Below are 12,823 nucleotides of genomic sequence, written 5' to 3'. Positions count from 1 at the left end.
TGCCGTGGCAAATCATCTTGCCACGGCATTTGTCGCGATCGGTGGGTTCGGAGCCGGTGAAGGAAACGCGGTGAGCGGCCGATGGCCCCCGTCAAGCGCTCAGCGACGCTCACGGAACTCCGGGCTGCATCCCCGGCGGCCAGGCGGCGCGTGGAGACGGCACTCCCCCTGACTCCTCCGACGCCCTCCGCTGCGACCCCTGCTCGCCCACCTCCCCGAACGGGCAGCGGCGCGCGATTCCCTGCAGGGAATCGCGTGAGCGCAACGGAATCCGCACACTGCTGTGCATGAGCAACCCACTCGACATCAAGCAATGGGCCGACCGATACGTCGCCCAGTGGAACGAACCCGATCCGGCGGCGCGGGCCGCGCTCATCCGCGAAGTGTGGGCGCTTGACGGGGTCCAGGTGCTGGTCGACCCGCCGCAGGAGATCCGTGAGGCCGCCGCGGGGCTGGCGTTTCCGGTGCCGCCGCTGGAAGTCCGGGGCCACGACGCCTTGAACGCCAGGGTGACCCGTGCGTACGAGATGTTCGTCGCGTCGGGCGAACACGTCTTCGAGTGCGCCGAAGAGGCGGCCCTCCTGCTGCCCAACGTGCTCGGCATCCGGTGGTCGATGGTGTCGACCAGCACGGGACAGGCCGTCGGCGGCGGCCTGGACATCCTCGCCCTGGACAGCGAGGGCCGGATCCGTACCGACCACCAGTTCATCGGAGCGAATTGATGCGCTTCACCAGGATTGTCCGCAAGGAGGACGGCGGATCGGCGTTCGAGGACGGCGAGATCGCACTGGAACACCGGCAGGTGGCCGACGGGGTGCCGGCCATGGCCGTCGGTGAGCTGCCGTCGAGAGATGGCGTACGGTTCCTGCGCAGTGCCGCGTTCGACAGCACCGCGCACCCGGCGCCACGTGAGCAGTGGGTGGTGATGCTGCGCGGCATGATCGAGGTGACGGTCAGCGACGGCGGCCGGCGTCGCTTCGGCCCCGGCGACCTCGTCCTCGCCGCCGACACCACAGGAATGGGGCACGTCACGACCGGCGTCGGCGACCCGCCGTTCGAGGCGCTGTTCATCCCCGTCTGACCACCGACGCGAACGCCGGCCAGGTCCTGGTGGAAGCGTGCCTGCCGTACGGGGTCCTCGGCGTTGGCCCCGGCGAACTCGGAGATCGTGATCGTCCAGCGGACGAAGTCGGCCCTGCGTTCCGGCGAGATGCCGAGCAGCCCCGCGAGCGTGGCGACCGTCAGCGGCGAGGCGAACCCGTCCACCGCCTCACCACTGCCCCCGGCCAGCGGCTTCCTGACGGTCTCGGCGATGGAGGGCTCCAGGGCCGAGACCGCGCGGGGCGTGAAAACCCTGGCCACCAGGCGGCGTAGCTCGTGATGGCGGGGCGGATCCAGGGACGGCAGGCTGCGCAACACGGGATTGTCGTGGTGAGGCGCCGGCTGCGCGCCGTGGGTCAGCTCATTGGATGATCTTCTATAGATCGAAGTATTCACTGTATATAGTTACAGCGTGTTCACGCTCCAATCCCTGCTGGACCGCGCCTCGCTGGAGCTCCGTCTGCTGGTGCCCGGCCGGCCGGGCGCGTTGGACGCGCCCGTCGCGTGGGTGCACAACACCGAGCTGCCCGACCCTTCGCACTACGTACGCGAAGGAGAGATCGTGCTGACCAATGGGTTGTGGCTCGAACGGGTGCCTCCCGCGCAGTTCGTGACGAACGTCAAGAAGGCCAAGGCCAGTGGCATCGTGTTCGGCCTGCGCGCGGAGCTGCCGGACACTCCCGGCGCGCTGGTCGAAGCCTGCCGCCAAGAGGAGCTGCCGCTGCTGGAGATCTCCGTCGCGGTGCCGTTCACCGCGGTCTCGCAGGCCATGGCCGACATGCTGGCCGACGAACGCAAGCAGTCGCTGGTCGGCATGGTGCGCCGGGGAGACGCTCTGGCCACGGCGATCTCCCGGGGCGCCGGCGCCTCCGGCGTGCTCGACATCCTGCGCCGTGAGCATGACCTGCCCCTGGCGGTGGTCGACCGGATGGCGCGTTCCCTCGCGGTGGCCGGCGCGAGCCTGGACGGCGAACAGCTGCACGCCGTGGCCACGGCACTGGCCAAGAAGCCTCCGGCGCTGGAGGTGGAGCTGGGAGATCTGGGGCACGCGGCGCTGTTCCCGGTGGGCGCCGTCGGCGACATCGACGCGGCTCTCATCTGCCTGCGCCCGTTGCGCGAGCTCGCGACGCCCGAGCGGCAGGCGCTGGAGCAGACGGCTCGCTTCCTCAGCCTGGAGGTGGCCAAGCAGCAGGCGGTGCAGGCGATCGAGATGCGCTTCGCCAGCGAGCTCCTGGAGATGGTCCTTTCGGGAGGCTGGCGAGCGGCGGAGGTTCCTGGGCGGCTCCGCGCGTTCGGCGTGGATCCGGGCGGTCCGCTGGCCGTGTGCGCCGTGGCGTTCGCGGACGGCGGTGCCGCGACGATGCACGGGCTCGCGGAGGTGATCGTGGAGTTCTTCGCCGTCGAGGGAGTTCCGGCAGTCGTGGCCGGCGGCACGCAGGACGTCGTCGCCGTCCTGCCCTGGCGCCATCCCGAGCACGAGCTGCCGGTGCTCGCCGAGCGCCTGGCGCGGGGCATCGAGCGGCGCTTCCCCGGGCTGCGGCCGGTCGTCGGCCTGGGAGGGCTGGCGGCGCACGCGGCCGAGCTGCGCCCTCAGCTCCTGCAGTCCAGGGAGGCGTGCCGGGTCCTGCGGCGCACCCGCACGGGTCCTTCCGTACGGGCCTTCGCCGAGCTGGGCACGCACCGGCTGCTCCTCGGGCTGCTCGACGCCGAGACCCTGAACGAGTTCGCCGGCAAGATCCTCGGCCCGATGAAGGACCATGACGCGCGGCGGGGCGGGGAGCTGGAGCTGACGTTGCGGACGTTCCTCGATCATGACGGGCAGTGGGCGGCGACGGCCGGGGCACTGCACGTCCACGTCAACACCCTGCGCAACCGGCTGGCCAAGATCGCCGAGCTCACCGGCAGAGACGTGGGACGCACGGAGGACCGGGTCGATCTGTTCCTGGCACTGACCGTCGAGGCGATGGACCGGGCCCGGTCCGGGTAGAACGTCCGGATCGGGCTCACTCCGGGTAGACGTCCGGATCCACCGCCGGTGGGCGGGGCCGGCGCACGGTCAGGGCGGCGTCCCCGGCCGCCCGCTCGGCCACGTCACGGCAGCGGGCGAAGGACACGTCCGCGCAGCTCCGCGCGTACTCCAGGAACTGCCGCAACGCCAGCGCACGGCCGGGCCGGCCGGACAGGAACGGGTGAACGCACAGGTTGAACAGGCCGCCGTAATGGCGCATCCCGTCGAGTTCGGCCCGCCACAGCTCCAGCACCTTCACCGGAGACTCGATGACGGAGCCGACATGGGGTGCGGGCAGGAACGCGTACTGCTCCCAGTCGTCGAGCGACCAGTGGACGGGCAGCTCGACGATCTCGCCTGCGGGCGTGACCACTTTGTACGGCTTGTCGTCCCCCATGAGAGAGGAGTCGTAGCGCAGGCCGTGCTCCGCGACCAGCTCGGCCGTCAGCCAGGACGCTTCCCACAGCGCCGCGCGGTGCCCGCGGATCTCGATGCCCTGGCTGTCGAAGACCGCCAGCGCGCGCTCGAAGTCCGCGCGCTCCTCCTCGGCGGTCATCGACGTGGGCGGCCGGTGGCTGTAGGAGTGGTGCGCCACCTCGTGGCCCCGCTCGACGATCGACGGCGCGAGTGCGGGGCGGTGCTCGGCGACCCAGCCGGGCACGAAGAACGTGGCGGGGACGTCCAGCTCGTCCAGGAGGTCGAGAATGCGGGGCAGGCCGACCTCGGGACCGTACGCCTGGTGGGACATCGTGCTCGCGTGCTCGGCGAAGCCGCGGCCCTGCGCGAGCACAGGGGTCTCCGCGTCCACGTCGAAGGTGAGCGCCACGACCGCGGCGGACCGGCCCCGCCAGCCGCCGCCGATCTCGCCCGCCTGCTCGGCTCGCCGGGGCGCGCTCAAGCCGGCACTCCGGCCGCCGGTCGCCACAGGCGGGCGTTGCTCAGCGTCGCCATGGGCTCCAGCAGCCGGCGATCGAAGGCCGCCATGGGCAGCCCCTGGGCCAGGCGCCGCGGGAAGTCCGGGTTGGCGAGCGCTCCCCGTCCGAGGGTCAGTACGTCCGCGTGACCGTCCTGCAGCACCATGGCCGCCCGGGCGACGTCGTGCATGCCGCCATTGGCCAGCACGGGCAGCCCGGTCACCCTCCGGGCCAGGCCCGTGATCGTCACCTGCCCGTCCAGGGTCGCGGTCTCCACCCAGTCCCGTCCTTCGCTGGCGATGTGCAGGTAGCTCGCCCCCGCTTCGGCGAGCGCGGCGAAGATGGTCTCCGCTTCCCTGGAGCCGCCCGCCCATCTGTGGGTGAAGTCGTTGACCTTGCCCTGCGACAAGCGGATCCCCACGCAGAAACGCGGACCGACCTCCGCGCGGATGGCGGAGACGATCTCTGCCGCGAGTCGTACCCGGTTGGCGACCGTGCCACCATAGCGATCGTCGCGCCGGTTGGTGTAGTCGGTCAGGAACTGGTCCACGAGGTAACCGTTGGCGCCGTGCACCTCGACCCCGTCGAAGCCGGCCCGCCGGGCGCGCACGGCCGACGTCACGAAGCCGTCCACCACCTGGGCGATGTCGTCCTGGCTCATCGCGCGGGGCGTCGGCCAGGGGCCGTACCCGCCGTACTCCGGCATCTTCTGCCCGCGCGGCAGCACGGCCGACGGCGCCGCCGTGTCGTCGCGGTAACGGTTGCCCTGCGACAGCGCGCCCGCGTGCATGAGCTGAAGGATCATCGGCGCTCCGGCGTCGCGCACCTGGCCGGTGATGTCCCGCCAGGCGGCCTCGTGGCCGTCGGTGACGATGCCGGGCTGGTTGGCGTACCCCTGGCTGTAGCGCATATCGGTGTAGGTTCCCTCGGTCAGGACGAGGGAGAAACCGCCGCGGGCGAAAGCCGCGTAGTAGTCCGCCATCTCGGCCGTCGGCGTTCCGTCGACGGCGGCGGACACCCTGGTCATGGGCGAGACGGCCAGCCGGTTGGCGAGGTGGAGATCGCCGATGCGGTCCGGTCGCAGGGCGGGGTGCTGGACATCGTTCATCGTTCACTTACTCCTTGACGTACTTGTGTCGTTCTGACCGTTGAGGAGATCGATCGCCAACGGCGTCGGCTTGTGCCCATTGATCCCGACCAGGTCCTGCGGACAGGCCGAGACCACGACCACGCAGTCCATGGCCGCCTCCAACGTGATCGCGTCGTTCGGGCGGCTGATCGAGTTCAGCCAGCTCAGCCGGCCGTCGTCCGCCACGGGGATCCTCATGAACACGTTGACGGGCTGCGGGGTGACCGGCACGGCGAGACCGAGTCCGGCCATGCTCTTGGCCAGGTTGTCCGCGCACGACGCGTGGAACCCCGGCACGCCCAGAGCCCGATAACGGGCCGGGTCGCAGGCGGCGATGAGCATGTCATGCCATCCAGGGGAGGTGTCCTCCACCAGGGTGAGGATGGGCCTGCGCCGGTCGGTGACGAACTGCTCGCCGATCGCCGGGAACAGGCGGCCGGTGGCGGTTCGGGTGTGCGACGCGCTGAGGTGCTCGTTCACGTCGTCCGCGGCGAACGCGAACACGTCGCCGACCTGACCTCCCTCGAGGTCGGTGACCCGTACGCGCTGACCGGTCCTGACCTTTACCGCCCGTCCTTCGGTGGCGGGCACGATAACTCGCATACGGACAGCCAACCAGCCGCCACACGGGCAGGCTATGGAGATTCCTCCTGCGTTCGCCACCTGCAGTAGATGAACCTACATCCGGCGAGGTCACATCGACGTGGCGAAGGTCTTCGCCTCCATCACGTGCCCGCACTCGTCACGGGGTCAGGGGCGCATGCGCCGGGCTTCGGCCTCTTTGCCTTGTTGGCCGACGGCTCGGCGTAGGGCGTAGGCGGCAGCTATGAGCGCGAAGCCGAACCAGATGGACGGCAGATACCAGCCACCCCGCGGCAGCCTCTCGAAAACGACAATAAGGAAACCCTCGTTTCCCAGCACTCTGCCCAGAGCGTTCACCAGTACGTTCACCATCCCGCCGATGATCAGAAACCCGATCACGGCCTGAGTGAACCGGCGCCCAGGCCACTTGCCCGTCAGTGCCACGAGCAGCGCGGGAAATGCGAATATCATCAGCGTGGACTCGATAATCGCCAGCCAAATCAGCGTATTCCCGCCGAACGCCACCGAGGCGAGGGCGGAGAACCCCAAACCGGCGTCCGAGCTGGTGATCTCGCAGTAGCCGGGGGTCACCCTGGCCCAACCGCACGGGGAATACATCGTCGGAAGCAGCGCCAACACACCACTAATCAGTCGCCATAAACCCTGTCGCATATCCCACCCCACATATGTTGATCACGGCGAACAAGGAGTATGCCACAGTAACTGGCGCGCGTTAAGTGCGGCAGTTATAGCGAGGTCGGCGCCGGTCGGGCCCGCCTCGGGCGAGCCGGCGGATCCTGGCAGCACGCCGCAGAAACGCCGAAGAAACAGACTGCGTGCTTGCATCCCCTCGCAGACTTTCCTCGCGAAAGGATTTCCATGGCGTTGTCGCATCCCTCGCCCGACCACGGCCCTTCGCGCCGCTCCGCCCTCGGATTCATGAGCGCGGTCCCGCTGGCGGCCGGTGGCCTGCTGGCCTCGCAGGAAACCGCCGAGGCGAACACCGACCTCTCCTCAGGCTCTGGCCGCATCCCCAAGGACCTGCGTCCCGGAGGCGCCTTCGACCGGCACATCAAAGAACTGGCGGACAAGGACCAGTTTTCCGGCACCGTGATGATCGCATACCGCGGCCGCCAGGTCCTGGCCCGCGCCTACGGCTGGGCGGACAAGGAAGGCAGGATCCCCAACAAGATCGACACCATCTACGCTCTGGCTTCGTCCTCCAAACCGTTCACCGGCCTGGCTGTCGTGCAGCTCGCCCAGCAGGGCAAGCTCAAGTTCTACGACCTGGTGAGCAAGCATCTGGACGGCCTGCCGGCGGAGATGGCCGAACGCATCACCGTGCATCATCTCCTCACCCACACCAGCGGCCTGGGTGACGCCCGGCGCCCAGGCGAGAATCCGCCGCCGGAGCAGATCCACAACAGCTACGAGCAGCAGATGGCAGACTTCTGGGCGAACCTGAAGACCTTCGAGCTGGAATTCGCCCCCGGGACGAAAAAGGCCTACAGCAGCATGGGCTACACGCTGCTCGGCGAACTCGTTGCGAAGGTCTCCGGCACGTCGTTCCAGGACTACGTCCGCCAGAACATCTTCCTCCCGGCCGGCATGGAGGATTCCGCCTACTACGACCGCCGCCGGTGGCTGACCGACAAGCGCATCGCCCATCCGTACATGCATCAAAAGGACGGCACGCGCGTGGACGCCGTCCGCAACCTCGACAAGGGCTCCGTCTACGGCGACGCCGGCCAAGGCAGCAACTCCGCCCGGGGATGGATGGGAACAGGCGGCGGCAACGGCTTCGCCACCGCACCGGACCTCGTACGCTTCGCGATCGCGCTGCAAGGCGGCAAGCTCACCGCCCGGCCCTACACCGAGTTGTATGTGAACGGAAAGATCTCCGCCAAGCCCCTGAAGGAGGACACCTCCGGCAACTCCCTTCGCGGAGAGGGCTTCCAGGCGTACGGGCCAGTGGCCGCCACCTTCAACAACCAGCGCATCATCACCCACGGAGGCGGCGCAGGCGGCATATCGACGAGCTGGTCCATCTACCTCGACACGAACTGGACGGCCGTCATTCTGAGCAACTACGACCTGCAGAGCATCGAGCCGATCATCGACCTGGAACGACGCCTGATCACCGGCGCCTAGCCGCCGAAGCCGGCTCGGCCAGCGTCATCGGGGGTACAGTCCACCGCCCCGGCACCCGGCGGCCCCCGCACACAAGAGACGCGATCCAGCGCCTGCTCCATCCCCATCCCCATGCCCGACAGCCTCGCGCTTCCGACACTCCTCGGGGGGCGACATGAAAGTTTCACGCCGCATTGACACCCGGAAAGCGCTTTCCTACGGTGTGGGTCACCCCCCAACGCGGAGGTGTCCGTTCATGTGAGCGGTGCGCATTCGCTGCCGGCTCCGGCCTTCACCGTGCCGTCGAAGGCCGGAGCCGGGCCTCAGCGGCCGACCTGACCCTGCAACAAGCCCGATGCCGCGGCAGCAGGACCGCGACAGCGACCGCGCAGAGAAAATCGCACCCGTTGTTCGAAGGAGAAGGTGAAGGTGAACCGAGGATGAGACGAGCAGTCGCGTTGCGACTCCAGGTGGTGCTGGCCGCGGTGGCCATCGCGGCCGCCGCCGGTGTGGCCTTACCCGTACTGCAGGCATCAGCGGCGGCCGGCAGCGCCAGCGGTTACGCGAGCGCCAACGGCGGGACCACCGGTGGAGCAGGCGGACAGACGGTGAGAGCCACCACGGGGACCGCGATTCATACGGCCTTGTGCAACCGGGCCAGCAGCAGCACCCCGATCATCATCGAGGTCTCAGGGACCATCAACCACGGCAACACCACCAAGGTCTCGGGCGGAAGCTGCAACACCGCCGCCGACGTGATCGAACTCAAGCAGATCAGCAACGTCACGATCATCGGGGTCGGCGGCGGAGCCGTCTTCGACCAGTTGGGCATCCACATCCGCGAAGCCCGCAACATCATCATCCGCAACGTGACCGTCCGCAACGTCAAGAAGTCTGGCTCACCCACGTCCAACGGCGGTGACGCCATCGGCATGGAGAGCAGCGTCCGCAACGTCTGGGTCGATCATGTCACCCTGGAAGCCTCGGGCGGGGAGGCAGAAGGCTTCGACGGCCTCTTCGACATGAAGAACGACACCCAGTACGTGACCCTGTCCTACAGCATCCTGCGCAACTCCGGCCGCGGCGGGCTCATCGGATCCAGCGAGAGCGACCGCTCGAACGGCTACATCACCTTCCACCACAACCTGTACGAGAACATCGACTCCCGTACACCCCTGCTGCGTGGCGGCATCGCCCACATCTACAACAACTCCTACGTGAGCCTCCACGAGTCGGGCATCAACTCCCGGGCCGGCGCTCGCGCCAAAGTGGAGAACAACTACTTCAAGAACTCCAAGGACGTCCTGGGCACCTTCTACACCAGCGAGGCCGGCTACTGGCAGGTCAGCGGCAACATCTTCGACAACGTGACCTGGTCCGCCCCGGGCAGCGAGAACAACCCCGCCGGCCCCAACCCGCAATCCAACACCAGCGTCAGCGTCCCCTACTCCTACAGCCTCGACGGGGCGAGCTGCGTGCCGAGCCTCGTCCTCCAGACGGCCGGCGCCAACAAGGGTCTCCAGGAGTCGAACGGCAGCTGCACGCCGCAGACCCCGCCGGCCACACCGACACCGACCATCAGCCCCACGCCGACACCCACCCCTCCGCCCGGCGGGTCCAACCTCAGCATCGGAGCCGGCTCCGACGGTTCCAGCAAGGCCGACGGGACCAGCTACGGCAACGTGCGGGACGGCAACCTGAGCACCTTCTGGTCGCCGGCCGGCTCGACCGGTGACATCTCGATCAAGTGGGGCTCCGCCACGACGGTCTCCAGGGTCGTCATCCGTGAGGCGTCGGGGGCCGAGGGCGGCATCGGAGCCTGGCAGCTCATCAACGCCGGCACCGGAGCGGTCCTGAAGTCCGGCAGCGGGGCGGGCTCCATCACCTTCACGCCGACCTCACTAAGCAAGATCACCTTCAGGATCACCGGCTCGGCGAGCACCCCGAAGGTCGCCGAGTTCGAGACCTACGCGGGGTAGCGGCCGCTTCGCCCCATCCATCCGCGAGGACGTACAGAACCCTGATCACCTCGGCCCACATCGCACCAAGATCCGCCACGCTTGATCACTTGGGAACGCAAGAGGAACGATCAGTCCTAGCCACCCAGTGAACTCCGTGGACAGCCGGACACAACACAAGGGGCCCGTCACCACGTTTCCGCTGGCGACGGGCCTCTTCCCGCTGCTGTGGCAGATGCAATAATCCAGGGACTCTCGGGTCCGTACGGCGGATAGCCGGGGAAGTGCGCGCGCAACTCCTCATAGAAGGCGACGACTCGCTCATCAAGCTCGCCTTCGACATGGCGTCGTGCGGAACTACAACGATCCAACATCTGGCCGGCCGTCTCGGCATCGACAGGGCCACTCATGCCGAGGACCGCAAGGTCGTAGCTCATGAACCATCATCACATTCTTGATCGCTAGGCATATGCGAGTCACGTTGTAAGGCGCGGCTGTCCGGTCGTCTCCCATGGGGCCGGCGGCATGAGTGCCAGAGCGTGACAGGCAAGCACTCTCAAGCGCTGCCATGTGGGATGGCTCTGCAACCCCTCGGCGCTCCAGGGCTGCGGGCCCTCGTCTGTCAGTTCAGCGGTGAGCCGGTCGATCTCGTCGAGAAGTCCCGACAGTTCATCGCTGATCCACCCCGCTTCCCGAGGCATCCAGGACACCCCGTACGCGTGATCGAAATCGAGGGCCAGCTCGTCAGGGTGCATGGCCGATCCGAGCCAGGCGACCTGATCGGCGGCAGGCCAGGCCAGATGCTTCAAAGCGTCACGCAGAAGTCTCCATGCTCCCCTGAGCATGGCCTCGTCCTCGCTCAGCTGCGCCATGGGTTCATTCTGTCGCGCGACGCGCACAGCCGCCGGGCTGATCATCCCGGGTTGCGCGTGGCGATCATCCCGGAGCTGGAGCGCCCCGCCGGAGGCATGGCTTCTTTCGGCACTTGGGCTCAGACGGCACACCCTCATATGCGATCGTCATGGTTATGCCATCGACCAGAAAGGGCCATGCCGCGTAGGCGCCCTTCCGAGGTCCGTACGCGAGGATCGGCGTGCGGGACCCACAGAGCTTTGATCCATCATGTTCCCGGGCGTGGCCGCCGTCCTATGGCCGCGGTGATCGCCCTCGAACACACCCGCATGTGGCCGGGGACGGTGGCGGCAGCCCTGGTTGCTTGGCCGCATCTGTATGCTCTGGTCCTGCCCATAGACTCGTACTACCTCCGTCGAACTTCGCCAATGCCGCCCACTTCACCCGACTCCGATTGGGCATGGTGGCAACGACGTCTCCGGAGTGAGGATCGGAGCGAGTAGAGACGGACGTCGACAGCGCGCTCGGGCGGCGTGGCAACCCCGGTCGGCGCGTTCGGTTGGTACGGCGAGGCTGGCGTGCGGCGGCCGGCCCGATGTCCCGCTGTCGTCCGGGACCGGCCCTCAGGCCGCGCGCCCGGACGGCGGGCTGGGGTGCGGCGGCGCGCCGGGGCCGGTCAGCCGCGGGCGAGGACGGCGCGGGCGGCCGCGAGCTGCCGATCCTTGGTCTCCTGAAGCGCATGGAACTCGGCGGGGTGAGCTGCGACGGCATCGTCCTGGATGCGTTTCTCCACGGCGGACCAGATGGAGACGAGGTCGGTCTGCGCCTTGCACTCCACGTCCGCCTGCGCCACGCGGATCTCCTCCTGGGAGGCGGGGCCGCCCTTCATCCACCGCCGGTCGGTGATGGCGGCGAGCGGGTCGGCGTACTGCAGGCCCTGCTCCCGCATGCACGTGCTCCAGGCCCGGAAGACCTGGACGACCTCCGGATCCCCCTGAGACCGCTCGAAGGTCTCCGAGATGAGCCTGTTGAACAGGGCCTCGTCGACCTGCGGGGTGCCCTGTTCCAGGTGGTGCCGCGCCTGTTCCAGGCAGCCGTCCTTCTCGCCGTACGCGGCCTGCCGTTCCTTCGCCGACAGGCTTCGCATACGGCCGGCACGTGCGGCGACGCGCCGGGCCACGGTAGGGCGGTCCGGCGGGTTGTGATAGCCGAAGAGGCGAGCGATCTCCGGTTCGACGACACCGTAGCGGCGGCGGTTGGCCGGCTCCACGTCCTCCGCCGCGCTCTGCGGCAGCACCTCCCACGCCATGCCCCGCCGCCGCATGCAGTCGCGGATGAGGAGCTCTTCGGCGCCCTCAAGGATGCCGATGTCTGACGGGGACAGGTTGTACCGGTCGAAGGGGATCGAGAGCTCGCGCGCCTCCACCCCCGGCGTCGGTACCAGAACCCGCGGCTCCGTCGCCGCCGCCGTCGAACAGGCGGCTGTCGCCACGGTCAGGAGCACCCCGACCGCTCCCCGCAGCCGAACAGACACGCTGATTCCTCCGATCGGCCACGGGGCGGGGTACCGAACTCGATGTCCTGCGAGCGGTTCAGGGCCTTACGGCCTGACGTACCTGATGGAGCTGGTCTTGTTGTCGAACCCGTTGTTCGTCAGGTCGCCGTCCGAGGAACTCGGCTTTGCCGCGTAGCCGTACGCGCCGGAGCAGTTGGCGGAGTTGTAGAACTGCACCCTGGCGGCGGTGTTGTTCCGCATGGAGCTCGCCTTGTTGTTCACTTTGAGCACGTTGTAGCACAGGCCCCAGCCCTCGAACATGAACTCCTCTTCTGCGCCTTTGAACTTGTCGTGCTCGTACAGGCAGAGGTCCAGCTCGCAGGAACTCACCTCCGGGTCCGCCTCGGCCTGCGCAGTGGAGCCGACCCCCACCAGGCTGACCAGGGCCAGCGCCACCACACCGGCGCTGCGCACCCTCGCTCGCTTCATGCACACCTCATTCTCGCGGAGCCGAAATCGTTGTGATCATAGTCAGGTACATGCCGGAAAATTCCACGAATTCGGTTAAGTGGGGAGCATGCGCCGCGCTAGCACTCCAGCCGCGCCTAGCGATCTTCGAGGTGCTGCCGCTGGTAGTCCCACCTCCTGTGCACG

The 12,823-nt window shown here is 68.2% G+C and carries 14 protein-coding genes; 6 read left to right on the top strand and 8 right to left on the bottom strand.

The window, feature by feature from the left end; genetic code table 11:
• The first annotated feature begins 287 nt into the window (after window positions 1–287).
• The 4 genes from H4W80_RS38755 (at window position 288) to H4W80_RS38740 (ending at window position 3,088) form a co-directional block, all read left to right on the top strand.
• Window positions 288–722, top strand: coding sequence for a hypothetical protein (locus H4W80_RS38755; protein WP_192789598.1), 435 nt, complete (start codon window positions 288–290; stop codon window positions 720–722).
• Window positions 722–1,081, top strand: coding sequence for a cupin domain-containing protein (locus H4W80_RS38750; protein ID WP_192789597.1), 360 nt, complete (start codon window positions 722–724; stop codon window positions 1,079–1,081). The genes H4W80_RS38755 and H4W80_RS38750 overlap by 1 nt, the downstream gene beginning before the upstream one ends.
• Before the next feature lie 63 nt (window positions 1,082–1,144).
• Window positions 1,145–1,381: a hypothetical protein gene (locus H4W80_RS38745; protein WP_192789596.1), complete on the top strand. Its 237-nt coding sequence runs from the start codon at window positions 1,145–1,147 to the stop codon at window positions 1,379–1,381.
• A gap of 132 nt (window positions 1,382–1,513) precedes the next feature.
• Window positions 1,514–3,088 carry a PucR family transcriptional regulator gene (locus H4W80_RS38740; protein WP_192789595.1) on the top strand — a complete coding sequence of 525 codons (1,575 nt, stop codon included), beginning with the start codon at window positions 1,514–1,516 and terminating at the stop codon, window positions 3,086–3,088.
• A gap of 16 nt (window positions 3,089–3,104) precedes the next feature.
• Here H4W80_RS38740 and H4W80_RS38735 read toward each other — a convergent pair whose 3' ends face one another.
• The 4 genes from H4W80_RS38735 to H4W80_RS38720 all read right to left on the bottom strand — a co-directional run bounded on the left by H4W80_RS38735 (window position 3,105) and on the right by H4W80_RS38720 (window position 6,325).
• Window positions 3,105–4,007, bottom strand: a complete 903-nt coding sequence (locus H4W80_RS38735) for a polysaccharide deacetylase family protein (RefSeq protein ID WP_225963889.1) — start codon at window positions 4,005–4,007, stop codon at window positions 3,105–3,107.
• Window positions 4,004–5,131 carry an oxidoreductase gene (locus H4W80_RS38730; RefSeq protein WP_192789594.1) on the bottom strand — a complete coding sequence of 376 codons (1,128 nt, stop codon included), beginning with the start codon at window positions 5,129–5,131 and terminating at the stop codon, window positions 4,004–4,006. Before H4W80_RS38730 ends, H4W80_RS38735 begins: the two co-directional genes overlap by 4 nt.
• 3 nt (window positions 5,132–5,134) lie before the next feature.
• On the bottom strand, window positions 5,135–5,755 hold the full coding sequence (locus H4W80_RS38725; protein WP_192789593.1) for a DUF1989 domain-containing protein: 621 nt from the start codon (window positions 5,753–5,755) through the stop codon (window positions 5,135–5,137).
• A 147-nt stretch (window positions 5,756–5,902) separates the two neighbouring features.
• Window positions 5,903–6,325, bottom strand: coding sequence for a hypothetical protein (locus tag H4W80_RS38720; RefSeq protein ID WP_192789592.1), 423 nt, complete (start codon window positions 6,323–6,325; stop codon window positions 5,903–5,905).
• A 288-nt stretch (window positions 6,326–6,613) separates the two neighbouring features.
• On the opposite strand from H4W80_RS38720, the gene H4W80_RS38715 reads away from it, so the two are divergent.
• Together H4W80_RS38715 and H4W80_RS38710 are read left to right on the top strand one after the other, a co-directional pair.
• Window positions 6,614–7,885, top strand: coding sequence for a serine hydrolase domain-containing protein (locus H4W80_RS38715; protein ID WP_192789591.1), 1,272 nt, complete (start codon window positions 6,614–6,616; stop codon window positions 7,883–7,885).
• A 419-nt stretch (window positions 7,886–8,304) separates the two neighbouring features.
• Window positions 8,305–9,843, top strand: a complete 1,539-nt coding sequence (locus tag H4W80_RS38710) for a pectate lyase family protein (protein ID WP_192789590.1) — start codon at window positions 8,305–8,307, stop codon at window positions 9,841–9,843.
• A gap of 167 nt (window positions 9,844–10,010) precedes the next feature.
• Here the strand turns inward: H4W80_RS38710 and H4W80_RS38705 are convergent, their stop codons facing one another.
• The 4 genes from H4W80_RS38705 to H4W80_RS38690 form a co-directional block, all read right to left on the bottom strand.
• Window positions 10,011–10,259 (bottom strand): hypothetical protein, encoded by a 249-nt coding sequence (locus tag H4W80_RS38705; RefSeq protein ID WP_192789589.1) that lies wholly within the window; start codon window positions 10,257–10,259, stop codon window positions 10,011–10,013.
• Between the two features lie 39 nt (window positions 10,260–10,298).
• Entirely contained in the window at window positions 10,299–10,694 is a 396-nt protein-coding gene (locus tag H4W80_RS38700) for a hypothetical protein (RefSeq protein ID WP_192789588.1), read from the bottom strand.
• 656 nt (window positions 10,695–11,350) lie between these two features.
• The gene (locus tag H4W80_RS38695; RefSeq protein WP_192789587.1) at window positions 11,351–12,208 is read right to left on the bottom strand and encodes a hypothetical protein; all 858 of its coding nucleotides are present in this window, start codon (window positions 12,206–12,208) and stop codon (window positions 11,351–11,353) included.
• A gap of 66 nt (window positions 12,209–12,274) precedes the next feature.
• Window positions 12,275–12,658 (bottom strand): peptidase inhibitor family I36 protein, encoded by a 384-nt coding sequence (locus H4W80_RS38690; protein ID WP_192789586.1) that lies wholly within the window; start codon window positions 12,656–12,658, stop codon window positions 12,275–12,277.
• Window positions 12,659–12,823 lie beyond the last annotated feature (165 nt).

This window comes from Nonomuraea angiospora, assembly GCF_014873145.1.
Classification (GTDB): domain Bacteria; phylum Actinomycetota; class Actinomycetes; order Streptosporangiales; family Streptosporangiaceae; genus Nonomuraea; species Nonomuraea angiospora.
This window is presented reverse-complemented; position numbering and strand designations above follow the sequence as displayed.

Excerpts from the sequence above, each read along its gene's own strand:
- H4W80_RS38710 (WP_192789590.1), top strand. The coding sequence starts at position 8,305 with ATGAGACGAGCAGTCGCGTTGCGACTCCAGGTGGTGCTGGCCGCGGTG.
- H4W80_RS38700 (WP_192789588.1), bottom strand. The coding sequence starts at position 10,694 with ATGGCGCAGCTGAGCGAGGACGAGGCCATGCTCAGGGGAGCATGGAGA.
- H4W80_RS38730 (WP_192789594.1), bottom strand. The coding sequence starts at position 5,131 with ATGAACGATGTCCAGCACCCCGCCCTGCGACCGGACCGCATCGGCGAT.
- H4W80_RS38755 (WP_192789598.1), top strand. The coding sequence starts at position 288 with ATGAGCAACCCACTCGACATCAAGCAATGGGCCGACCGATACGTCGCC.
- H4W80_RS38725 (WP_192789593.1), bottom strand. The coding sequence starts at position 5,755 with ATGCGAGTTATCGTGCCCGCCACCGAAGGACGGGCGGTAAAGGTCAGG.
- H4W80_RS38750 (WP_192789597.1), top strand. The coding sequence starts at position 722 with ATGCGCTTCACCAGGATTGTCCGCAAGGAGGACGGCGGATCGGCGTTC.
- H4W80_RS38690 (WP_192789586.1), bottom strand. The coding sequence starts at position 12,658 with ATGAAGCGAGCGAGGGTGCGCAGCGCCGGTGTGGTGGCGCTGGCCCTG.
- H4W80_RS38705 (WP_192789589.1), bottom strand. The coding sequence starts at position 10,259 with ATGAGCTACGACCTTGCGGTCCTCGGCATGAGTGGCCCTGTCGATGCC.
- H4W80_RS38715 (WP_192789591.1), top strand. The coding sequence starts at position 6,614 with ATGGCGTTGTCGCATCCCTCGCCCGACCACGGCCCTTCGCGCCGCTCC.